A 22,446-nucleotide genomic window follows, 5' to 3' on the forward strand; every position below is an offset into this window, starting at 1 on the left:
TTGAGCCTAACGTGACAGTTGGTTTTTAGATAGGATTGCCTAGCAGACTTCTTTGAAGATAATAACTTAAAAGGAGATTTTCCCCTCATGCGTGAAGAACGGCCTATTATCGCCCTCGACTTTCCATCTTTTGACGATGTCAAAGATTTCTTGGAGCATTTTCCGGAAGATGAAAAACTCTATGTCAAAATTGGCATGGAATTCTTCTATGCCATTGGTCCAGAAATCGTCCATTATCTGAAAGGTCTTGGACACAGCATTTTCTTGGATCTGAAACTACACGATATTCCTAATACAGTGCGCTCAGCCATGTCTGTCTTAGGTACATTTGGCATTGACATGGTGACGGTTCATGCAGCAGGCGGTGTGGAGATGATGAGTGAAGCCAAGAAGGTCTTGGGGGATAAGGCTAAGTTGGTTGCTGTGACCCAGCTGACCTCGACCAGCGAGGAAGATATGCGTGATTGCCAGAACATCCAGACCACAGTTCAGGAATCCGTTGTTAATTACGCTCGGAAGGCTAAAGAGGCTGGTTTGGATGGTGTGGTTTGTTCAGCTCAAGAAGTGGAACTGATTAAGGCAGCTACTGCAAATGACTTCCTCTGTGTGACGCCGGGGATTCGGCCAGCTGGATCAGAAATCGGCGACCAAAAACGGGTCATGACACCGCAGGAAGCCCATCAAATTGGCAGTGATTATATTGTAGTAGGTCGTCCGATTATCCAAGCTGAAAATCCTTGGGATGCTTACCACGAGATTAAAAAGCAGTGGAATAGCTAAGCAAGAACAAGAGATACGAATTAAATCGTTTATAAAAATTAACAGTATCATAAAATTTCAAATTTATAAGGAGCAAAAAATGACTTTAGCAAAAGAAATCGCGCGTGATTTATTGAAAATCAAAGCTGTGTATTTGAAGCCAGAAGAGCCTTTTACATGGGCGTCAGGCATCAAGTCACCTATATATACGGACAACCGTGTGACCTTGGCTTATCCAGAGACTCGGACCTTGATTGAGGATGGTTTCGTTGAAAAGATTCGAGCGGAATTTCCTGATGTAGAAGTCATTGCTGGAACTGCGACAGCAGGTATTCCTCACGGAGCCATTATCGCTGATAAGATGAACCTGCCATTTGCCTATATCCGCAGCAAGCCCAAAGATCACGGAGCGGGCAATCAAATCGAAGGTCGCGTAGCGCCTGGGCAGAAGATGGTTGTCATCGAAGACTTAATCTCGACTGGCGGTTCGGTCTTGGATGCTATCGCTGCCGCTAAACGAGAAGGTGCGGACGTGATTGGCGCAGCGGCCATCTTTACCTATGAGCTACCAAAAGCAGAAAAGAACTTCAATGAAGCGGGTGTGAAATTGGTGACTCTTTCTAACTACACTGAGCTAATCACTCTGGCCGAAGCAGAGGGTTATGTCAGTCCTGAGGGCTTGGCCTTGCTTGAGAAATTTAAGCATGACCAAGAAAATTGGCAGTCCTAGACCGAATAGAAATAAAATGATCTGACCTTTATTCAGGTCATTTTTCAGTAAAACGTCCTTGTACTGTCTTTAAAAATGGCTTAAAGTCTCGGCGTTTGGTATAATAGAGCTATGTCTAAGATTTATCATCTATCCTTTTCGATATTACAGAAAGTGATGCTGATTACGGCTGTTCACTGGTTTCTGATTTCCATCTGGCATGTTGCAGAGCTGAATAGTATAGCTATGATTGCTTTTGCTGGCTTGGCTTATCTGGCCTATCGCTATCGGTATTTTCTAGAAAAAGCCTATCATTGGCTGATGAAGCATAAATTTCTTGTTATGGTAGCTGTCTTTATTTTTCAGCTGATTATGCTCTTTTCGGCAGAGCTTTTGATTAGACGGGATGCAGCAGTTGTCTTTACAGGGGCTTTCAAAACTCTGAAAGAAAGCTCCATTTCCAGCTATCTGACCCGGAATCCTAACAATGTCTCACTATTTCTCTACGAGCGTTTTTTCTTTAATGTATTTGGAGAATCTGGTCTATGGGTCATGCAGGCCTTGAATATTGTTTATACTAACGTAACGGCCTTGATTCTCTATAAGGGCTGCCAAAAGTATTTTTCCCAAAAGACTGCAGATGCTGTCTTTAGTCTTTATTTGCTCTTACTAGGCTTTTCACCTTATTTCTTTTCAATGTATACCGATATTCCGCCCCTGCCTTTCATTAGTCTGCAAATTTTTCTAGTTCTGGGGTTGCTGAAAGGAGAGGAATCCGGCCGACAGCTGGTTTGGCGCAGTATTTTGCTTGGGCTGATGACTAGTCTGGCTTTCTTCTTTAGACCAACAGTAATGATTTTGCTGATAGCTGTTTTCGGAGTCCTCTTATTCAAAAAGAATTGGAAGAAGTTCTTTTTGGCACTAGTTGTTTTTACTTGCAGTTTTGCGATTAGCTATGTCCCGCTGCATTACTGGTCCAAGCACCAGACGGAAGTGCCGATTATGGAGGGAGAGGGATTGGCAAAAGGTCCCTTGCTCTTTATTAATCTAGGTCTGACCTTCAATGGCCACAATCAGGAAGATATGAAAGAAGGGCTCTTGCAGTATATTGAGCCTGACAAGCAAGCTGATTACAACAACGGTATGTTTGCCAAGGAATATGTTATCAAGGAAATCAAGCGGCGCTTAAGTGAATATAATCCTTTGACTTTCGCTCATCATCTCTTCCACAAGCAGTCTCTGACTGTAGCAGAAGGAGATTTGGGCTGGCTCTACCGCAGTGTCGAAAATGAAAAGACGCCTTATATATCGCCTTTTTACCAAGATACGAAAGATAATCCTTTAACTCAGTTTGTCCGTGACTTCTTCCTGAACACTGACAAGTCAGAATTTGTCTATTTCTCGCTGTCCAAGCAGGTGGTCTGGATTGTCATGGCGGCAGGACTTGTCTTTGCTCTTTGGAAATATCGCTCCAGTGATGAGCTGAATTTTCTAACCTTAGCTGTTTTTGGTGGCCTACTCTTTCTGCAGATTTTCGAGGGAGGGAAGACGCGTTATCTGATTCAGTTTTTGCCACAGATTCTGATTCTGTCCGCCCTAGGACTAGCCCAGTATCCTCAAGCCCTAGGGAAGTTTCACTTTTGGACTAGAAAGAAGGACTCTTTGAAATGAAAAAACCTGTTCCTACCTATGAACCGCTTTATAGCTTGAAGCCTATTGCTGAGAATATCTGGATTGTCGACGGTGATTTGATTGAGATGGATGCGGTGCTGACAAAGTTGCCCTTTTCTACTCGCATGACTGTCATCAAGTTAGCAAATGGCCAGCTCTGGTGCCATTCACCAATCCAGCCAAATCAAGCCTTTTTTGACCAGTTAGATGCTTTGGGACCAGTCGCACACCTCGTTTCACCTAATAAGATTCACTATGCTTATATTGCTGACTGGAAGAAGCGCTATCCCGAGGCAATTGCTTGGTCTAGCCCAGGAGTTGAGGAGAGAGCGGCCAAGCAGAAAATCCCAGTCTCTTTTGATGAAAAGCTGACGAATGAGGCTCCTGAAGTTTGGGCAGACCAGATAGATCAGTTGGTTTTCAAGGGAAGTGCTTATATTGAAGAAGTTGTCTTTTTTCACAAGGACAGTCAAACTTTGATTTTGACAGATTTGATTGAGAATTTTGAAACAGACCGTTTTCCGAGTTCGCTTCGCAGCAAGGTTTATAAATTGGTTCGTGTTGCAGCTCCGGACGGCCAGACGCCTATTGACTACCGTATGACCTTTATCGGTCATCAAAAGGAAGCCAAAGAATGTCTAGAGCAGATGCTGGCTTGGCAACCAGAAAAAATCATCCTAGCCCACGGTTCTTGTTTTCTGGAAAATGGCACAGCAGAACTAAGAAGAGCACTTAGGTGGATTAGATAAGAGAATTTTACCGTAGGAAATGAGAGGAGACATATATGCAGCATTCAGCTTGGCATGCTTTGATTAAGGAGCAGCTGCCGGAAGGTTATTTTGCAAAAATCAATCATTTTTTAGACGAAGTGTATGCTTCAGGGATCATTTACCCACCTCGGGAAAAGGTTTTTAATGCGATTCAGACGACAGATTTAGCAGATGTTAAGGTGGTTATTTTGGGGCAGGATCCCTACCATGGACCGAGACAGGCACAGGGCTTGAGTTTTTCGGTACCTGATGATATTCCAGCTCCGCCTTCTTTGCAGAATATTCTCAAAGAACTGGCTGATGATATCGGAGTGAAGGAGTCGCATGATTTGACTTCCTGGGCTCAGCAAGGGGTTCTCTTGCTCAATGCTGGGCTGACTGTGCCTGCTGGCCAGGCCAATGCGCATGCCGGCCTAATCTGGGAGCCTTTTACGGATGCTATTATCAAGGTAGTTAATGAAAAGTCGGATCCAGTTGTTTTTATCTTATGGGGTTCTTACGCTCGCAAGAAAAAAGCCTTGATTAGCAATACCCAACATTTGGTAATCGAGTCAGCTCACCCAAGTCCGCTGTCTGCTTACCGTGGCTTCTTTGGCAGCAAACCTTTTTCACGTACCAATGATTTCTTAGTGACTAAGGGCTTGGAACCTATTGATTGGTTAGCTTAGGAGGTAGTATGGTTCAGTTAGCAACGATTTGTTATATTGATAATGGTCGAGAGTTCCTTATGCTGCACCGCAACAAAAAGCCCAATGATGTTCATGCTGGGAAATGGATTGGTGTCGGTGGCAAGCTAGAGCGAGGAGAAACCCCGCAGGAATGTGCTTCACGCGAGATTCTAGAGGAAACAGGTCTAAAGGCAAAGCCTGTTCTCAAAGGCATTATCACTTTTCCTGAGTTTACTCCTAATTTGGACTGGTACACCTATATCTTCAAGGTGACTGAGTTCGAGGGTGAACTGATTGACTGCAACGAAGGGACTTTGGAATGGGTGCCTTATGACCAGGTTTTATCTAAACCAACTTGGGAAGGCGATCATACCTTTGTTGAGTGGCTTTTAGGAGACAAGCCTTTCTTTTCAGCAAAGTTTGTTTATGACGGGGATAAGCTATTGGATACGCAGGTGGACTTTTACGAATAAGGAGATAAGACGATGCTATTAATCAAAAACGGACGAGTTATGGATCCTAAGACTGGTTTTGACCAAATTACTGACCTTTTGGTTGAGGGGAAGAAAATCGTCAAAATCGGTCAAGATTTGCAGGCTGAGGGCGCAAAAGTTATTGATGCCAGTGGTTTGGTTGTGGCTCCTGGTTTGGTGGATATACACGTTCATTTTCGGGAGCCGGGCCAGACTCATAAGGAAGACATTCATACGGGGGCTTTGGCAGCAGCAGCAGGTGGCTTTACGACAGTTGTTATGATGGCTAATACCAATCCGACCATCTCTACGGTTGAAACCCTGAAAGAAGTACTGGAGTCGGCTAGTCGTGAAAATATCCATATCAAGTCGGTTGCAACAATTACAGAGAATTTTGATGGGCAGCATCTGACAGATTTCCAAGGTCTTTTGGCAGCTGGTGCAGTTGGTTTTTCTGATGACGGTATTCCGCTGACCAATGCTGGCATTGTTCGCAAGGCGCTCGAAGAAGCGCGTAAAAATAACACCTTTATCAGCTTGCATGAGGAAGATCCAAATCTGAATGGCATACTTGGTTTCAATGAGCATATTGCTAAAGAGCATTTTCATATCTGCGGCGCGACAGGTGTGGCAGAATACAGCATGGTTGCCCGCGATGTCATGATTGCTTATGATGCAAAGGCTCATGTGCATATCCAGCATTTGTCCAAGGCTGAGAGTGTAAAGGTGGTGGAATTCGCTCAGAATCTAGGCGCTCAAGTTACTGCTGAAGCAGCACCTCAGCACTTCTCTAAGACAGAAGCTCTGCTATTGACCAAGGGCAGCAATGCTAAGATGAATCCGCCTCTGCGCTTAGAATCGGACCGTCTGGCGGTTATTGAGGGGCTCAAATCTGGTGTCATTTCTGTCATTGCGACGGACCATGCCCCACATCATGCTGACGAGAAAAATGTTGAAGACATCACTAAAGCACCTTCTGGTATGACTGGGCTTGAGACTTCGCTTTCTCTGGGACTGACCTACTTGGTAGAGGCTGGTCATCTGAGCTTGATGGAACTTTTAGAGAAAATGGCCCTTAATCCAGCACGTTTGTATGGTTTTGATGCTGGCTTCATCGCTCAGGATGGCCCTGCTGATTTGACTATATTTGACCCAGAAGCAGATAGACTTGTGACTGATCATTTTGCCTCCAAGGCAGCCAATTCACCTTTCGTTGGTGAAAATCTTAAAGGCCAAGTGAAGTTTACCATCTGTGATGGGGAAATTGTCTTTGAAGGATAATACTAATAAGACTCTGATGAATTTCAGGGTTTTTTTAATACAGAAAACTTTCTGGAAATTTTCTGAAATTACGAATGTTTGTTGAAATAATAAGGATATAGTTCCTTTTTAAACCAAAAAGAGGTATAATATAACAAAATACTAAAGAGGAGTGTTCGTTATATGAAGAAGAAATTTTTCATCTTACCTGTTCTATCAACAGTGCTTTTGGCACCTGCTTTTTTGTCTCATCAAGTCTCTGCAGAAGAGGCTCAGGCTAGTCCAGAGCCGGCAACGACTGAGTTGACCAGTCAGCCAGCTGCTGAGATAGCTTCTGCAGCGCAACCAACTGCTCCGGCAGCTTCAGCAGAAGAAAAACCAGCAGCAGATAGTCAGAATGCAGCTGCTCCGGCTGGTCCAGCTGCGACAGAAGCCGCTGCAGCACCAGCCCAGTCTGAAAATCTACCAGAGGCTACGATTCTCCATACCAACGATGTTCACGGTCGTATCGTAGAGGAAAAAGGCGTTATCGGTGATGCTAAGCTGGCTACTGTTATCAAGGAAGAGCGCGCTAAAAATCCTAAAGTGCTTGTTGTGGATGCGGGTGATGCCTTCCAAGGGCTGCCAATTTCCAATAGCTCAAAAGGGGAAGAACGGGCGAAAATCCTCAATGAAATTGGCTATGATGCTATGGCAGTCGGTAACCATGAGTTTGACTTTGGTCTGGATGAGGCAAAGAAATACAAGGAAATTCTTAAATTCCCACTTCTCAGTTCTAACACCTATGCCAATAATGCTCGAGTTTTCCAAGCATCTACCATTGTGGACAAGGACCCAGCGGTTGAGGGAGATGAGTTTGTAGTAATTGGTGTGACAACACCTGAAACTGCTACAAAAACTCACCCTAAAAACGTTCAAGGCGTGACCTTCACTGATCCAATCACAGAGGTTAATCGGGTTATTGACGAAATTGAAGCACGCGCAGCGGCAGAAGGAAAGAACTACAAAAACTACGTTGTTTTGGCTCACTTGGGTGTTGACACGACAACTCCAACTGAGTGGCGCGGTTCAACCTTGGCTGAAGCCCTTTCTAAAAATCCTAAGCTCAAAGGTAAGCGTGTAACCGTTATTGACGGCCACTCCCACACAGTAGAGTCTACCACTTATGGTGACAATGTAACTTACAACCAGACCGGTAGCTACCTACACAATATCGGAAAAGTGACTTTCAAGGCCAATCAACTTCTGGGTAATCCTCAGCAAATCCCTGCTGAAACAGCTAAAAAAGTCACTCCAGACCCAGTAGTAGCTGACATGGTCAGCAAGATTAAAGATAGGTACGACGCAGATAATGCCAAGGTTATTGTGGCAAACAGCCCTGTAGAGCTTAATGGTGACCGTGAAAATGTCCGTGTTCGGGAAACCAATCTGGGCAATGTTGTAGCCGATGCTCTCTATGATTATGGTCAAACTGGCTTTGCCAATAAAACAGACTTGGCTGTTACTAACGGAGGTGGCCTACGCGAAACTATTGCTAAAGACAAGCCAATCACCAAGGGAGATGTCATCGCTGTCTTGCCTTTTGGAAACACTATTTCACAAATTAAGGTAACCGGTCAAAATATCGCAGATATGTTTGCCAAATCTCTGGGCTCTATTCTTCAGGATAAAGATGGCAAGCCTGTGCTGGATGAGAATGGACAACCCTTGCTGGAACCAAGCGGTGGTTACCTGCAAATCTCTGGAGCTAAAGTCTACTACGACACGACTTTGCCGGCTAATCAGCGTGTCCTCCACATTGAGATTAAGAACAAAGAAACGGGTGTTTATGAGCCTCTTGATCCAAATAAGACTTACTATCTGACAACAAATGACTTCTTGGCTGCTGGTGGTGACGGCTATACCATGCTGGGCGGCCCTCGCGAGGAAGGTCCATCTATGGATGTGGCTTTCGCAGACTATCTGGCAAAAGCTGATTTGACAGCCTATGCGGTTATCAATCCAAACTCACGTGCTATCTCTATTTCATCCACTAAGGATACAGACGGCGATGGCTACACAGATATTGAGGAAATCAAGCAAGGAACGGATCCGGCTAATGCGGCTTCCTACCCAGCTAGTGCTAAAGCAGCTGATCCTGGAAAACAGGCAGCTCCACTTGTTAATACGCCAAATCAAACCAAGCAAGTACCTGTCCATGTTGCCAAGACCTTCACTAAGGATCCGGCAGCTAAAGAACTGCCACAGACAGGCAGCGAATCAACAGTTGCCCTGAGTCTAGTTGGTATGGTTTTAGGATTCTTTGGATTGGCAGGAATCAAGAAAAGTCATAAAGAAGACTAGTTAGAAGACACAATAAAACGGAAGTTGCTCACTTCCGTTTTATTTCTTAGCCTCAGGATTTTGATGGGTGATATTCAAGCCCCAAGGGATTAAATTTTCTTTTTTCTGTTTGATACGTTGGATATTGTCCTTGTGCCGGAGGATAATAATCAAGGCCAGCGCAATGATAATCAGAGTGAAGAAGAGGTCATAGCTGGGCAGGATAAAGCCAACTAGAGGAAAGAGCAGCGCCGACAGGATAGCGATGACTGCTGAGAGCACACTTGCTAGAGAAATCATACTTCCCAGATAGAGGATGCTGGCAAAGATGACAATCAGATAGACAAAGAAGGCTGGTGAGAAGCCCAGAACAACACCTGCACTGGTTGCCACGGCCTTGCCACCCTTAAAGCCGGCAAAGATAGGAAAAGTATGGCCTATTACGGCCAAGAGACCAAAGACAAGCGGCGAAACTCCCTCAATATGCAAAAAGAAAGGCAGCAGGGTCGCTGCAGTTCCTTTGAGAAAGTCAATAGCAAAAGTAGCCGTCCCAGCCGTCTTTCCCAAAATACGGAAAGTATTGGTCGTTCCGGTATTGCCGCTGCCGTATTCTCTTAGGTTCTTTTTAAAGAAAATTTGCCCAATCCAAAGTCCAGTCGGAATAGAGCCCAGTAAGTATGCTAGTATTAATCCAATTATCGTGTTCATCATGATTTTATTATACCATTATTTCGCTTTCTTACAATAGAAAAGGATAGAATTTATAGCAGGAAATGTCTACTCGGATATTGGATTGTTCTTCGTGTAAAATCAGTCCTCATCAGCATTTTTTTCAAAAAAATCTTTGCAATATTTGCCAAAAACTTGTAAGATAGAAAAGATGAATCATTAGGAGGTTCTTGTGGCAAAAAAGGAAATCAATATTAACAATTATAATGACGATGCCATTCAGGTATTAGAAGGGTTGGATGCGGTCCGCAAACGTCCGGGGATGTATATCGGATCGACCGACGGAGCTGGACTCCACCATCTGGTCTGGGAGATTGTGGACAATGCTGTCGATGAGGCCCTGTCTGGCTTCGGTGACCGGATCGATGTGACTATCAACAAAGACGGCAGTCTGACTGTTGCAGACCACGGACGCGGGATGCCAGTCGGCAAGCACGCTATGGGTATTCCTACGGTTGAGGTCATCTTCACTGTTCTCCACGCCGGTGGTAAGTTCGGCCAAGGTGGCTATAAGACTTCAGGCGGTCTCCACGGTGTAGGCTCCTCTGTTGTCAATGCCTTGTCTAGCTGGCTGGAAGTGGAAATCACGCGGGATGGGACTGTTTACAAGCAGCGCTTTGAAAATGGCGGAAAACCAGTTACCACGCTCAAGAAAATCGGCACTGCACCTAAGTCCAAGTCTGGGACCAAAGTGACCTTCATGCCAGACGATACGATTTTTTCAACGACTGACTTCAAGTACAACACTATTGCTGAGCGGCTTAAGGAATCAGCCTTCCTGCTCAAGAATGTCCGCCTGTCGCTGACCGATGCGCGGACTGGCGAAGAAGTAGAGTTCCACTATGAGAACGGGGTTGAAGACTTTGTCAGCTATCTCAATGAAGACAAGGAAACCCTGACTCCCGTCCTCTATTTCGAGGGCGAAGAGAGCGGCTTCCAAGTTCAGGTGGCCCTGCAGTACAACGACGGCTATGCCGATAATATCCTATCCTTTGTCAATAACGTCCGCACCAAAGACGGCGGTACTCATGAGACGGGTCTCAAGACCGCAATTACCAAGGCCATGAACGACTATGCCAGAAAGACCGGCCTACTCAAGGACAAGGATAAGAATCTGGAAGGTTCGGACTACCGCGAGGGGCTGGCAGCTGTCCTGTCCATCCTGGTCCCTGAGGCGCACCTGCAGTTTGAAGGCCAGACCAAGGACAAGCTGGGCAGTCCTTTGGCTCGTCCTGCCGTGGACTCTATCGTCTCTGACAAGCTGACTTTCTTCCTCTTGGAAAATGGCGAGCTGGCATCTAACCTCATTCGCAAGGCCATCAAGGCCAGAGATGCTAGGGAAGCGGCCCGCAAGGCGCGCGACGAAAGCCGGAATGGCAAGAAGAATAAAAAAGACAAGGGCTTGCTCTCTGGTAAGCTGACTCCGGCCCAGTCCAAGAATCCGGCCAAGAACGAACTCTATCTGGTTGAGGGTGACTCTGCCGGTGGCTCTGCCAAGCAAGGCCGTGACCGCAAGTTCCAAGCCATCCTGCCCCTGCGCGGTAAGGTTATCAATACTGCCAAGGCTAAGATGGCTGACATTCTCAAGAACGAAGAAATCAACACCATGATCTACACGATTGGAGCGGGTGTTGGGTCAGACTTTACCCTTGAGGATGCCAACTATGACAAGATCATCATCATGACCGATGCGGACACCGACGGTGCCCATATCCAGACCTTGCTGCTGACCTTTTTCTATCGCTATATGCGCCCGCTGGTCGAGGCTGGCCGCGTCTATATCGCCTTGCCGCCTCTCTACAAGATGTCCAAGGGCAAGGGCAAGAGCGAAGTTGTCGAGTATGCCTGGACCGATGGCGAGCTGGATGACCTGCGCCGCAAGTTTGGTAAGGGAGCCATGCTTCAGCGCTACAAGGGGCTCGGTGAAATGAACGCCGACCAGCTCTGGGAGACGACCATGAACCCCGACACCCGCACCCTCATCCGTGTCACCATCGAAGACCTGGCCCGCGCCGAACGCCGTGTCAATGTCCTCATGGGTGACAAGGTCGAACCACGCCGCAAGTGGATTGAGGATAACGTCAAGTTTACACTTGAGGAGAGCGGGGAGATGGTGTTTTGAGGGGGCTAGTGATGGACAATGAAGTAGATTTAACTAAATTGAAGATTACAGATTTATCTATTGATTGGCAATACAGAAGAAAGAAAATTATTGATAAACTTAAAGTTGTGATAGTAATTCTTTTTGTTATTTTTATTATGCTTGCTATTTCTTTCCATCAACAAGATTCAAGTAATTCAAAAGATGTCATTTTATATTTAGGAATTATTATTTTATTTTTTGGGGTGTACTTTGTTTTGATGTGCTTAATTTTTAAGTTTTTGATGCGTAAAAATTATGACTTTCTTCTTATTGTTGGTCCATTTATAATATCAATTTTCACTGTTGTAGCTGTTATTTACATTTTTAAAGGGTTTCAACTAAATTTAATTTATTCAAATGTTCTTAGTATCATTTTTATTATTTTATTTAACGTTTTGAATTTTAGATTTTTCTTAAATAAAAATATGCCAAAAGCTTATAGTAGTATCGTTTTTACTAATAATACGCAATTGCTGAATATTATTTCTGTAATACTTTTATTTATTGGCGGTAGTGAATTACTTAGAATTGATATTTCTTATTTAATAAAAAACCAAAAACTTTGGCAAATTCTACCATTATATTTTATAGTATGTGGCACAATTTCGTTTATTATAGAGAATATCATTATTGACTATCAATTCAGTAAATCAGAAAAGTTTGCTCAAGAAATTTTTCAAGAACAGTTACTTAAAAATGAAGATGATATTAATTACAATAGACTAGTAGAATGTTATTATTATGGTGGTGAAAAATATAAAGAGAAGTTGCTGAGTACGGAAAAGTTTTAAGACTTATAAAAAAACGTGAAAAGTATTTAATTCGAAGGGATAAAAATAATAGATACAGCTATAAATCAGGGTTTAACCCCCAAAATAACATATCCCCCACAAGGAATTATCTTCCTTAGTCCTGGAGACGCTCACCAGATTTTCTGACAAGCTCGCAAGAGTTAAAGTGAGGTCGTCAGATTTTCTGATGGGGTATTTTGGAGCAAATTCTGTTTGGCAGAAAATCTGGCGAGTATTTTTTGAGTAAAAGACGAACGTTTGTTTTTCTGGCGAGCAATTTTAAAGCAAAAAACTTTTTCTGAAAATCAGGAAAGGTAAAAAGGGAATTAAAAGTTAAATAAATAAAAGATTTAGGAGATTATAAAAATGAAAAAAATTTATGGAATTACTAGTGTAGATGTTCAGACTTTGGAAAATAACGAATTTTTCCAGATCATGTCCGAGAGTCGGAGCAAGGTTGCGGCATTTATCAAGGAAAATAAGGTGGATGGCATTTACACGACCAAGTTGGATGAGATGGACAAACTTCTGGAACAGCTGCAGGGCGGACTTCATCAGACCAAGTCCAGCAAGCTGGTAGCTAGTCTGGATCAGGCTGACCGCGAGCGAGATGATGCCTTTGGCACTCTCCAGTCTTTGGTTCGGGCCTTTGCACGGGTCAAGGACGCAGCTACCAAGGAAGCCTACGAGACCCTGTCTCAGCTCCTGAAAAACTACACCGGTCTAGCTGCAACTAGCTTGGAAAAGGAGACCGAGGGCATCAACCACCTACTCCAAGAGTTGAAAAAACCAGCCTACCAGACAGCATTGGCTAAGCTTCATCTGGAATCCCATGTCGACAGTCTGGCTGCTGCTCAGAAGGCCTTTGAAAAGGTCTACAAGGAGCGACTGACTGAGCTCAAGGGCAAGACACCGAGCCAGAATAAGAACGTCCGCCTCAAGCTGCAAGAAATCTATGATTTTCTAGTGGATTTCACTGCAATCATTGCCTACGCTTATCCTGAAAGAACTCACGTGGTCAATCTCCGCGACCACCTCAATACCATCCGCAGCCGCTACAAAAAACGCAAACCAGCTAAGAAAGTGAAAGAAGAAGTGGCGGAGAGCAACTAGAATATAACTAAATTTGAGTTGAAAAATTGTTAGTGGTCGCATCGGATTTGAAAGGAGTAGAAAATGATAATCAGACCTGCAAGCACAAAAGATTGTCAAGCTATTTATGCCCTTTATCAAAATGAAAAATGGATTTCTTTTACAGAGGAAAAAGTGACATCATTATTTTCAACAAATCTGTCCCATTACTTGGTAGTTGAAGAGAACCAGAAAATCCATGGTTTTGCCCGCTACTTGACAGATGAAGTCATGACGACCTTTTTAGCTGAGATTATCATTGATAAAGCCTATCGCGGAAAAGGATTGGGACGGAGATTAATCGCTGAAATTCATCAAAAACATCCTTTGACTCGCATTGAATTAATATCAGAAGCGGATGGATTTTATCAGACAGTAGGTTTTAAACCTGTGGGAACAGGGCTTAGAAAATCTATCTAAATGAAAGGAGCTGTATTTATGACGCTTGACAATAAACTGGGTCTGACGGATTCGCTTGAACTAGCCAAGATGGAAGAAAAAATCAGTAAGCCCTCACAAAGGACATTCATAACCGCAATCTCTACATGAAAGGTGTAGACCATAGTTACTACTATGAAGGCTATAGCCTATATAAAGCTGAGGAGTTGTGAGGGAAGAAAGTTTGCAGAGGAGTGATTAGATGACAATTCTTGAAACAGACCGTCTCATCCTACGAGACTTGCAGGAATCTGATTTGCCGACTTTAATTGCTCTGAATCAGGATTCGGAGGTCATGCAGTATTTCCCAAAGCCATATAGTCAAGCGGAGTCCTTGCGTCTTTATCAGGGCATTCAAGATGAAGTTAAGGCTTATGGATACAGTCTTTGGGCTGTTGAAGAAAAGACGAGTCAGGAGTTTATCGGCTTGGTAGGTCTGCACCATTCGGATTTACGGATTTTTGCTGGAAAAGAAGCTGTAGAAATCGGCTGGCGTCTGCGAAAAGAGTTTTGGAATCGTGGTTATGCGACGGAGGCTGCCCAAGCCTGTCTAGACTTCGCTTTCCAGCAAGCTGGCTTGTCAGAAGTTTACTCTTTTACATCCTTACTCAATCCCCCTTCGCAAAAAGTCATGCAAAAGCTAGGCATGGAATTTGTCAAAGAATTTGATAATGAAAAAGTTCCAGCAGACAGTCCCCTTTATAGACATGTCCTCTACAGAATCAAGAGTTTTCACTAAAAAGGCAGGTATTCCCATGAGAACTGAAACCGAAATGTTTGATGTGATTTTGCAAACCGCAAAAGAGCTACAAGTAGACGCTGTTGCCATGTCCGGTTCGCGGACAAATCCAAATGCTCCCAAGGACGAGTTCCAAGACTATGATGTGGTCTACATTGTGGGGGATTTGGACGCTCTGGTGGCTGACCTTGCTTGGTTGGAAAGATTTGGCAAGCGCATGATTGAGCAGCATAACGTACTTGACCATCGCCGCCTCTATCTTATGCTCTTTGAAGATGGCAATCGGATAGATTTGACTCTTTGTCCTAAGGAGCACATCAAAGAGTGGGTTGATAGCGAAGTGGATTTCACAGTGCTGGATGACCCGCAGGGGCTGTTTGCACCTTATGCACCGACGACTGAACGCTATTGGACGACACCAGCCAGTGCGACTGACTTTGACAAATCCTGCAATGAATTTTGGTGGGTATCAGCTTATGTAGTCAAGGGCATTTGTCGGAACCATCTTGTCTACGCGATGGATCATTTGTATGGAATCTGCCAGCAAGAATTGCTCAAACTTTTAGCTTGGCAAGTGGCAGCAGATAAGGGAACGGTCGATGTTGGCAAGAACTACAAGTACCTCTTTCAGTATTTGCCTGCTGAGAAAGAGAAAGAATTTACAGCCTTGCTTGACTTTTCCGACCAGAAAAAAATCACCAAATCTCTCTTAGCTACCATGCGCTTTTTCCACAAAGAAGCACAAGCTTTCTCTCTCAAAACCGGTTTCCCTTATGAGAATGAAATCGCAGAAAAGATGATTGAGTATGCTGAGGAGAAGTTGAAATAGTTTCATAGACACTTGCGAGATGAACAAAATCTTTGGTTGATAATAGTTATTGAGGTGAAATAGTATGTTGGATTTTATGTTTGGAATATTTGCTATGTTATTCCCATTTCTTCCGATTGTGTCCATAATCTTATCAATATATATTGCCTTACAAAATAATAAACTTGGCAAAAGATTTTATGGTTTATTTTTTCCTGTAATTATCACCATGTGTAATATTTGGCTGTTTCCCATAGATCGGACAGATATTTTTCACGATGCTTTAAGGTTTTATTTTTTTCTAATTGATTTTTGTTTACCTATGCTTATTTCTTCCACGCTCTATCACTCAATACGCTTATATTATTTATACAAATCAATCAAGTGGAGAGTCTTCCCTATAAGTATCTGTTATTTATTCAGTTTAATTTTTCATTATCTTAATACAATGCATTGGGAGGAGCTATTTCGAGGGCAAAAGTTTGTATTTGATATCTTGCTGATATCAACTGCTATAATTTCTTATTTACCTTGTCTATATTTGTACATACTTCAAAGAAGAAAGAACAATCCATAGGTAAAAGTTGCTTTTGGTTAATCTAAACAAGTGTTTGCGAATGACTTAAATAGTATCTAAAAATATTTTTATTAAGTATCAATTTTAATGTAAAAATCTACTCTACATTCTTTGAAAGGAGTTGAACACGCCCTAAATACTGTGTGAAAAAGATAAATTCTCTTTTGAGCATCGCTCACTGCAAGAATTTCCTATTTTCACTTTGTATTTTACGGGCTCTGTATCCTATATGAGTAACATTCAAAACATGTCCCTTGAGGACATCATGGGAGAGCGTTTTGGTCGCTACTCCAAATACATCATTCAAGAGCGGGCCTTGCCGGACATTCGCGATGGCTTGAAGCCTGTTCAGCGCCGTATTCTTTATTCCATGAACAAGGACGGCAACACCTTTGACAAGGGCTACCGTAAGTCTGCCAAGTCAGTCGGGAACATCATGGGGAATTTCCACCCCCACGGCGACAGCTCCATCTACGATGCCATGGTTCGTATGTCTCAGGATTGGAAAAACCGTGAGATTCTCGTTGAGATGCACGGAAACAATGGTTCCATGGACGGTGATCCAGCGGCGGCTATGCGTTATACTGAGGCGCGCCTGTCTGAAATGGCTGGCTATCTTTTGCAGGATATCGAGAAAGATACCGTTCCTTTTGCTTGGAACTTTGACGATACCGAGAAGGAGCCGACCGTTCTTCCGGCAGCCTTTCCTAACCTCTTGGTCAATGGAGCAACTGGGATTTCCGCTGGTTATGCGACTGATATTCCACCTCATAATCTAGCCGAAGTCATTGACGCGGTTATCTATATGATTGACCATCCCTCTGCCAAGGTGGACAAACTCATGGAGTTTCTGCCTGGTCCAGACTTCCCGACAGGAGCTATCGTCCAAGGTCGTGATGAGATTAAGAAGGCCTACGAGACTGGTAAAGGTCGCGTCGTGGTGCGCTCCAGAACTGAGATTGAAAAGCTGAAGGGCGGAAAAGAGCAAATCGTCATCACCGAGATTCCTTACGAGATTAATAAAGCAGTCTTGGTCAAGAAAATCGACGATGTGCGGGTCAATAATAAGGTCGCTGGCATTGCCGAGGTGCGGGACGAATCAGACCGTGACGGTCTTCGCATTGCCATCGAGCTCAAGAAAGATGCTAATACCGAGCTGATTCTCAACTATCTCTTTAAGTACACTGATTTGCAAGTCAATTACAACTTCAACATGGTGGCGATCGACAATTTCACGCCTCGTTTGGTGGGGATTGTGCCAATCTTGACCAGCTACATTGCCCACCGCAAGGAGATTATTCTGGCTCGCAGCCGCTTTGACAAGGCCAAGGCTGAGAAACGACTCCATATCGTGGAAGGATTGATTCGGGTAATTTCCATCTTGGACGAGGTGATCGCCCTGATTCGTGCTTCAGAAAACAAAGCAGACGCCAAGGAAAACCTTAAAGTCAGCTATGATTTCACTGAGGAGCAGGCTGAGGCTATCGTCACTCTCCAACTCTACCGTTTGACAAATACAGACGTAGTGGTTCTGGAAGAGGAAGAAGCAGAGCTGCGCGAGAAGATTGCGATGCTGGCAGCCATTATCGGCGATGAGCGCACCATGTACAATCTTATGAAGCGGGAGCTCCGCGATGTCAAGAAGAAGTTTGGCAATCCGCGTCTCAGTGAGCTGCAGGATACAGCAAACGCCATTGAGATTGATACAGCTAGTCTAATCGTTGAGGAAGAAACCTATGTCAGCGTGACTCGTTCTGGTTATATCAAGCGGACCAGTCCGCGTTCCTTCTCAGCTTCGACCCTAGAAGAGATGGGCAAGCGTGATGATGACCGACTGATTTTTGTTAGCCCAGCTAAGACGACTCAGCATTTATTGATTTTCACTAGCCTGGGAAATGTTATTTACCGGCCTGTTCATGAACTGTCAGATATCCGCTGGAAAGAAATCGGAGAACACCTCAGCCAGACCATCAGTAACTTTGATACCAAGGAAGAGGTTATCTATACAGAATTGCTGGACAGCTTTGAGGAGGGCACTTACTTTGCAGCGACCAAGCTAGGTCAAATCAAGCGTGTAGAGCGCAAGGAGTTCAGTCCTTGGCGGACCTACAAGTCTAAGTCCCTTAAGTTTGTTAAACTAAAAAATGAAGACGACCAGGTCATTGCTCTGGCGCCGATTAAGCTGGATGATGTTATGCTCGTGACCAAGAATGGCTATGCACTGCGCTTCAATATTGAGGAAGTTCCTGTCATCGGAGCTAAGGCGGCTGGGGTTAAAGCTATCAACCTCAAGAAGGACGATGTCCTAGCGGCAGCCTTTATCGCCAATACAGACTCACTTTACCTCCTGACTCAGCGCGGTTCGCTCAAGCGTATGGCAGTCGCAGATATTCCTGTTACCAGTCGGGCAAATCGCGGTCTTCAAGTTCTGAGAGAGCTTAAGACCAAACCGCATCGTGTCTTTGTAGCTGGACCAGTCTATGGCGAAGCACTGGACTTTGACCTCTTTACAACAGAAGCAGAAGCTAGTGAGGAGCAGATTTTGCAGGTGCTTTCTAATAAAGGAACTGCCTATGAAATCAATCTGGCCGACCTCAGCCTGTCTGAGAGAACTAGCAACGGCAGCTTCATTTCTGATACCATTTCAGACGAAGAAGTCTTCTCAGCTTACATCAAGTAATCATCAAACCAGTTCGCAGGAGCTGGTTTTTTTCAATTTCTAAAAGTTTGATAGTGGCACAAAAGATTGAATAACAAAATTTTCTGAAAATTGAAAATAATACTTGAAAATATCTTAAAAAGGTGTAAAATAGGGAGTATCTAAAAATGAAGTTTGGAAGAAGAGGAGAAAGACCATGACTGTAAATCTTGACTGGGAAAATCTAGGATTCTCATATATGAAACTACCTTATCGCTATTTAGCTTACTATCGCAATGGCCGGTGGGAAGAAGGAACTTTAACGGAGGACGCTACACTCCATATTTCTGAGTCCTCCCCCTGCCTTCACTACGGCCAGCAGGCTTTTGAGGGTCTGAAGGCTTATCGAACTAAGGACAGCAGCATTCAACTCTTCCGTCCGGATAAAAATGCGGAGCGTCTGCAACGGACAGCTGATCGCTTGCTCATGCCGCAGGTTCCTACAGAAATGTTTGTGGAAGCAGTCAAGCAGGTTGTCCGAGCTAACGAAGAATATGTGCCACCTTATGGAACAGGCGGAACGCTTTATATTCGTCCTCTCTTGATTGGAGTTGGTGACATTATCGGAGTGAAGCCTGCTGAAGAATACATTTTCACTATCTTTGTAATGCCGGTCGGCAATTACTTCAAAGGCGGGCTGACTCCGACTAACTTCATTGTCTCAGATGACTATGATCGCGCGGCACCGCACGGAACTGGTGCGGCAAAAGTGGGAGGCAATTACGCTGCTAGCTTATTACCAGGAAAGATTGCTAAGGATAAGCATTTCTCGGATGTGATTTATCTGGATCCGGCAACCCATACCAATATTGAAGAAGTGGGATCTGCCAACTTCTTTGGTATCAGCAAGGATAATGAGTTTGTAACACCGCTCAGTCCCTCAATCTTGCCATCCATCACCAAGTATTCTTTACTCTATCTGGCGGAGCATAGACTAGGACTTAAACCGATTGAGGGTGATGTTCCTCTGGCAGACTTGGGTAAATTTACTGAAGCGGGAGCTTGTGGAACAGCTGCAGTTATTTCTCCTATTGGTGGTATCCAGCACGGCAATGATTTCCATGTCTTTTATAGCGAAACAGAAGTCGGCCCAGTCACTCGCAAGCTTTATGACGAATTAACTGGTATCCAATTCGGTGATGTTGAAGCGCCAGAAGGTTGGATTGTAAAAGTATAATTTAAAAACTGTCCTTGATTGGGCAGTTTTTTCTGTGATTCTAGCCTAAGATAGCTTGCGAAGTCAGCTATTTTCGTGTACAATAGAAATTTGAAAGAGGTAAGTTATGAGTAAAAAAGACAAAAAGATTGAAATTCAAATCACAGACAGCAAAGTGAAGGTCGGAGCAGACCAATTTGACGGTTATAGTCTTGCTATTGGCAAGAAGGTTATCGGCGAGATTGCCGAACTAGATGGCCAGTTTGCAATTATCAAAAATGGAAATGCTGAAAGTTTTTATAAAAAACTTGAAAGAGCTGTGGAAACTTTGATTGAAACCTATAATTTAAGCAAATAGGGCTTGCATTTTCATTGTATCAATGTTATAATAGATAGCGTTGATTGTCGGAGAGATAGCGAAGAGGCTAAACGCGGCGGACTGTAAATCCGCTCCTTCGGGTTCGGGGGTTCGAATCCCTCTCTCTCCATTCTTTATATTAATGGGGTATAGCCAAGCGGTAAGGCAAGGGACTTTGACTCCCTCATGCGTTGGTTCGAATCCAGCTACCCCAGTTCTTAGGTAATAGATCTGATAAAATAATAAAATGTCTTATGGTATTTTATTTCTTTATAGGATGGAAATCGTTAACGATAGATCAATGTCATTTGCGGGTGCTTAGGAAAATAAATAAGTAGTATGTCAAGCGAAAGCTTGATTGTTGGAGGATTTTTTTAGATGAATGAATTTGAAGATTTGCTAAACAGTGTTAGCCAAGTTGAGCCGGGTGACGTCGTTACTGCTGAAGTATTGACTGTTGACGCTAACCAAGCTAATGTTGCAATCGCTGGAACTGGTGTTGAAGGTGTTTTGACTCTTCGTGAGTTGACAAACGACCGCGACGCTGATATCAACGACCTTGTAAAACCAGGTGAAACACTTGAATTGCTTGTTCTTCGTCAAGTAGTAGGTAAAGATACAGACACAGTAACTTACCTGGTATCTAAAAAACGTTTGGAAGCTCGCAAAGCTTGGGACAAATTGGTTGGTCGTGAAGAAGAAGTTGTCACTGTTAAGGGCACTCGTGCCGTTAAAGGTGGACTTTCAGTTGAGTTTGAAGGACTTCGTGGATTTATCCCTGCTTCAATGCTTGATACTCGTTTCGTTCGCAACACTGAGCGTTTTGTAGGTCAAGAGTTTGATGCTAAGATTAAAGAAGTAGATCCAAAAGAAAACCGCTTCATCCTTTCACGTCGTGAAGTTGTAGAAGCTGAAGCTGCAGCAGCACGTGCTGAAGTCTTTGGTAAGTTGAATGTTGGTGATATTGTAACTGGTAAAGTTGCTCGCATCACTAGCTTCGGTGCTTTCATTGACCTTGGCGGAGTTGACGGATTGGTTCACTTGACTGAATTGTCACATGAGCGCAATGTATCACCTAAGTCTGTTGTATCAGTTGGTGATGAAATCGAAGTGAAAGTTCTTGATTTGAACGAAGAAGAAGGACGTGTCTCCCTCTCTCTTAAAGCAACAACACCTGGACCATGGGATGGCGTTGAGCAAAAACTTGCTGCAGGCGATGTGATTGAAGGAACTGTAAAACGTTTGACTGATTTCGGTGCTTTCGTTGAAGTATTACCAGGAATTGATGGACTGGTTCACATTTCACAAATTTCACACAAACGTGTTGAAAGTCCTAAGGATGCTCTTGAGGTTGGTCAAGAAGTGACTGTTAAGGTTCTTGAAGTGAATGCTGCTGATGAGCGTGTATCACTTTCTATCAAGGCTCTTGAAGAACGTCCAGCTCAAGAAGAAGGACAAAAAGATGAGAAACGTCAATCACGTCCTCGTCGTCCAAAACGTCAAGAAAAACGTGACTTTGAACTTCCAGAAACTCAAACTGGATTCTCAATGGCTGATTTGTTTGGCGATATTGAATTGTAATTAGATAAAAGAAGTTGAGAAATCTCAACTTCTTTTTCTGATTTTCACTTGTATTTTCAGAGAAAATCAGTTATAATGAATTAGTTGCCACCCTTAGTGTAATGGATATCACGCAAGATTCCGGTTCTTGAGATGGGAGTTCGATTCTCTCAGGGTGGATGACTTAAAAGCGGACTCTTCGGAGTCTTTTTTGCTCTTTCTTGGAGGAAAATGCAATGACAGTAAAATTAATCGCACATACCTTAATCGAGGAAGACGGGAAGTATTTGCTTATCAAACGATCTAAGATAAAGCGTGGCCTTCCTAATGTCTATCCATCCTATTGGGATATTCCTGGTGGGAGTGTAGAAGAAAATGAACTGCCTATAGAGGCAGCTCTACGTGAGGCTATGGAGGAGGTTAATCAAAAACTTCAGATTGATAAGATTATTCACGAGGATAGTCAGTTTGATGCTAGCAAAGATACTGTTTTTACACGCTTAGTTTATGCGGGTAGGATTATGGAGCAGCGCGATATTATATTGGATTCGGAAGAGCATACAGACTTTGTCTGGATTTCTTCTTTAGAAGACATAGAGAGTGATCTCGTTGTGCCTTATTTGCTTGAAATTTTTACTAACAAATCCATTTAAACATTTAAAGCAATAAAAAAACATCCCCTTTTA

General features: G+C 43.6%; 19 protein-coding genes, 3 tRNA genes and 2 pseudogenes. 23 read left to right on the forward strand and 1 reads right to left on the reverse strand.

Annotated features, from left to right (window positions below; translation table 11 throughout):
• The first annotated feature begins 87 nt into the window (after positions 1–87).
• The 8 genes from pyrF to nt5e all read left to right on the forward strand — a co-directional run bounded on the left by pyrF (position 88) and on the right by nt5e (position 8,653).
• Positions 88–780, forward strand: a complete 693-nt coding sequence (gene pyrF, locus RG608_RS10410) for an orotidine-5'-phosphate decarboxylase (protein WP_002930580.1) — start codon at positions 88–90, stop codon at positions 778–780.
• Positions 781–859: 79 nt separating this feature from the next.
• Positions 860–1,489, forward strand: a complete 630-nt coding sequence (pyrE, locus tag RG608_RS10415) for an orotate phosphoribosyltransferase (RefSeq protein WP_268686764.1) — start codon at positions 860–862, stop codon at positions 1,487–1,489.
• A gap of 111 nt (positions 1,490–1,600) precedes the next feature.
• On the forward strand, positions 1,601–3,139 hold the full coding sequence (locus tag RG608_RS10420; RefSeq protein WP_268686763.1) for a glycosyltransferase family 39 protein: 1,539 nt from the start codon (positions 1,601–1,603) through the stop codon (positions 3,137–3,139).
• Positions 3,136–3,888 carry a DUF4336 domain-containing protein gene (locus tag RG608_RS10425; RefSeq protein WP_268686762.1) on the forward strand — a complete coding sequence of 251 codons (753 nt, stop codon included), beginning with the start codon at positions 3,136–3,138 and terminating at the stop codon, positions 3,886–3,888. The genes RG608_RS10420 and RG608_RS10425 overlap by 4 nt, the downstream gene beginning before the upstream one ends.
• A 35-nt stretch (positions 3,889–3,923) precedes the next feature.
• Entirely contained in the window at positions 3,924–4,577 is a 654-nt protein-coding gene (locus tag RG608_RS10430) for a uracil-DNA glycosylase (protein ID WP_268686761.1), read from the forward strand.
• Between the two features lie 8 nt (positions 4,578–4,585).
• Positions 4,586–5,050, forward strand: a complete 465-nt coding sequence (locus RG608_RS10435; protein WP_308946948.1) for an 8-oxo-dGTP diphosphatase — start codon at positions 4,586–4,588, stop codon at positions 5,048–5,050.
• 12 nt (positions 5,051–5,062) lie between these two features.
• Complete coding sequence (locus RG608_RS10440; RefSeq protein ID WP_268686759.1) at positions 5,063–6,331, forward strand: dihydroorotase; 1,269 nt, start codon at positions 5,063–5,065, stop codon at positions 6,329–6,331.
• A 162-nt stretch (positions 6,332–6,493) separates the two neighbouring features.
• On the forward strand, positions 6,494–8,653 hold the full coding sequence (gene nt5e / locus RG608_RS10445) for a cell surface ecto-5'-nucleotidase Nt5e (protein ID WP_268686758.1): 2,160 nt from the start codon (positions 6,494–6,496) through the stop codon (positions 8,651–8,653).
• Positions 8,654–8,692: 39 nt separating this feature from the next.
• On the opposite strand, the gene plsY is transcribed toward nt5e, so the two are convergent.
• Positions 8,693–9,343 (reverse strand): glycerol-3-phosphate 1-O-acyltransferase PlsY, encoded by a 651-nt coding sequence (plsY, locus tag RG608_RS10450; protein WP_002912552.1) that lies wholly within the window; start codon positions 9,341–9,343, stop codon positions 8,693–8,695.
• Positions 9,344–9,533: 190 nt separating this feature from the next.
• Between plsY and parE the strand changes: the two genes are divergently transcribed.
• The 15 genes and pseudogenes from parE to RG608_RS10525 all read left to right on the forward strand — a co-directional run bounded on the left by parE (position 9,534) and on the right by RG608_RS10525 (position 22,413).
• Positions 9,534–11,483: a DNA topoisomerase IV subunit B gene (gene parE, locus RG608_RS10455; protein ID WP_268686757.1), complete on the forward strand. Its 1,950-nt coding sequence runs from the start codon at positions 9,534–9,536 to the stop codon at positions 11,481–11,483.
• An 11-nt stretch (positions 11,484–11,494) separates the two neighbouring features.
• The gene (locus RG608_RS10460) at positions 11,495–12,295 is read left to right on the forward strand and encodes a hypothetical protein (RefSeq protein WP_308946949.1); all 801 of its coding nucleotides are present in this window, start codon (positions 11,495–11,497) and stop codon (positions 12,293–12,295) included.
• A gap of 366 nt (positions 12,296–12,661) precedes the next feature.
• Positions 12,662–13,408, forward strand: a complete 747-nt coding sequence (locus tag RG608_RS10465) for a DUF6261 family protein (protein ID WP_268686755.1) — start codon at positions 12,662–12,664, stop codon at positions 13,406–13,408.
• A 63-nt stretch (positions 13,409–13,471) separates the two neighbouring features.
• Positions 13,472–13,846 carry a GNAT family N-acetyltransferase gene (locus tag RG608_RS10470; protein WP_268686754.1) on the forward strand — a complete coding sequence of 125 codons (375 nt, stop codon included), beginning with the start codon at positions 13,472–13,474 and terminating at the stop codon, positions 13,844–13,846.
• A gap of 89 nt (positions 13,847–13,935) precedes the next feature.
• Positions 13,936–14,037: pseudogene (locus RG608_RS10475) on the forward strand (cell filamentation protein Fic); the annotation flags it as partial.
• A 29-nt stretch (positions 14,038–14,066) separates the two neighbouring features.
• Complete coding sequence (locus RG608_RS10480; protein WP_268686753.1) at positions 14,067–14,603, forward strand: GNAT family N-acetyltransferase; 537 nt, start codon at positions 14,067–14,069, stop codon at positions 14,601–14,603.
• A gap of 16 nt (positions 14,604–14,619) precedes the next feature.
• Positions 14,620–15,432, forward strand: a complete 813-nt coding sequence (locus RG608_RS10485; RefSeq protein WP_268686752.1) for an aminoglycoside 6-adenylyltransferase — start codon at positions 14,620–14,622, stop codon at positions 15,430–15,432.
• Positions 15,433–16,217: 785 nt separating this feature from the next.
• Positions 16,218–18,668, forward strand: coding sequence for a DNA topoisomerase IV subunit A (parC, locus tag RG608_RS10490; RefSeq protein ID WP_268686751.1), 2,451 nt, complete (start codon positions 16,218–16,220; stop codon positions 18,666–18,668).
• A 169-nt stretch (positions 18,669–18,837) separates the two neighbouring features.
• A pseudogene (locus RG608_RS10495) lies at positions 18,838–19,863 on the forward strand (branched-chain amino acid aminotransferase); the annotation flags it as partial.
• Positions 19,864–19,969: 106 nt separating this feature from the next.
• Entirely contained in the window at positions 19,970–20,200 is a 231-nt protein-coding gene (locus RG608_RS10500) for a DUF2969 domain-containing protein (RefSeq protein ID WP_002895433.1), read from the forward strand.
• Between the two features lie 49 nt (positions 20,201–20,249).
• Positions 20,250–20,330, forward strand: a tRNA-Tyr gene (locus RG608_RS10505).
• Between the two features lie 13 nt (positions 20,331–20,343).
• A tRNA-Gln gene (locus RG608_RS10510) sits at positions 20,344–20,415 on the forward strand.
• 163 nt (positions 20,416–20,578) lie between these two features.
• Positions 20,579–21,781, forward strand: a complete 1,203-nt coding sequence (rpsA, locus tag RG608_RS10515) for a 30S ribosomal protein S1 (RefSeq protein ID WP_308946950.1) — start codon at positions 20,579–20,581, stop codon at positions 21,779–21,781.
• An 87-nt stretch (positions 21,782–21,868) separates the two neighbouring features.
• A tRNA-Arg gene (locus RG608_RS10520) sits at positions 21,869–21,940 on the forward strand.
• Between the two features lie 56 nt (positions 21,941–21,996).
• Positions 21,997–22,413, forward strand: coding sequence for an NUDIX hydrolase (locus tag RG608_RS10525; RefSeq protein ID WP_223312954.1), 417 nt, complete (start codon positions 21,997–21,999; stop codon positions 22,411–22,413).
• Positions 22,414–22,446 lie beyond the last annotated feature (33 nt).

The sequence above is a fragment of the Streptococcus sp. IsoGale022 genome (assembly GCF_031142805.1).
Classification (GTDB): domain Bacteria; phylum Bacillota; class Bacilli; order Lactobacillales; family Streptococcaceae; genus Streptococcus; species Streptococcus sanguinis_A.

Coding starts and splice junctions, on each gene's coding strand:
- pyrF (WP_002930580.1), top strand. CDS start 88: ATGCGTGAAGAACGGCCTATTATCGCCCTCGACTTTCCATCTTTTGAC.
- pyrE (WP_268686764.1), top strand. CDS start 860: ATGACTTTAGCAAAAGAAATCGCGCGTGATTTATTGAAAATCAAAGCT.
- RG608_RS10420 (WP_268686763.1), top strand. CDS start 1,601: ATGTCTAAGATTTATCATCTATCCTTTTCGATATTACAGAAAGTGATG.
- RG608_RS10425 (WP_268686762.1), top strand. CDS start 3,136: ATGAAAAAACCTGTTCCTACCTATGAACCGCTTTATAGCTTGAAGCCT.
- RG608_RS10430 (WP_268686761.1), top strand. CDS start 3,924: ATGCAGCATTCAGCTTGGCATGCTTTGATTAAGGAGCAGCTGCCGGAA.
- RG608_RS10435 (WP_308946948.1), top strand. CDS start 4,586: ATGGTTCAGTTAGCAACGATTTGTTATATTGATAATGGTCGAGAGTTC.
- RG608_RS10440 (WP_268686759.1), top strand. CDS start 5,063: ATGCTATTAATCAAAAACGGACGAGTTATGGATCCTAAGACTGGTTTT.
- nt5e (WP_268686758.1), top strand. CDS start 6,494: ATGAAGAAGAAATTTTTCATCTTACCTGTTCTATCAACAGTGCTTTTG.
- plsY (WP_002912552.1), bottom strand. CDS start 9,343: ATGATGAACACGATAATTGGATTAATACTAGCATACTTACTGGGCTCT.
- RG608_RS10460 (WP_308946949.1), top strand. CDS start 11,495: ATGGACAATGAAGTAGATTTAACTAAATTGAAGATTACAGATTTATCT.
- RG608_RS10465 (WP_268686755.1), top strand. CDS start 12,662: ATGAAAAAAATTTATGGAATTACTAGTGTAGATGTTCAGACTTTGGAA.
- RG608_RS10470 (WP_268686754.1), top strand. CDS start 13,472: ATGATAATCAGACCTGCAAGCACAAAAGATTGTCAAGCTATTTATGCC.
- RG608_RS10480 (WP_268686753.1), top strand. CDS start 14,067: ATGACAATTCTTGAAACAGACCGTCTCATCCTACGAGACTTGCAGGAA.
- RG608_RS10485 (WP_268686752.1), top strand. CDS start 14,620: ATGAGAACTGAAACCGAAATGTTTGATGTGATTTTGCAAACCGCAAAA.
- parC (WP_268686751.1), top strand. CDS start 16,218: ATGAGTAACATTCAAAACATGTCCCTTGAGGACATCATGGGAGAGCGT.
- RG608_RS10500 (WP_002895433.1), top strand. CDS start 19,970: ATGAGTAAAAAAGACAAAAAGATTGAAATTCAAATCACAGACAGCAAA.
- rpsA (WP_308946950.1), top strand. CDS start 20,579: ATGAATGAATTTGAAGATTTGCTAAACAGTGTTAGCCAAGTTGAGCCG.
- RG608_RS10525 (WP_223312954.1), top strand. CDS start 21,997: ATGACAGTAAAATTAATCGCACATACCTTAATCGAGGAAGACGGGAAG.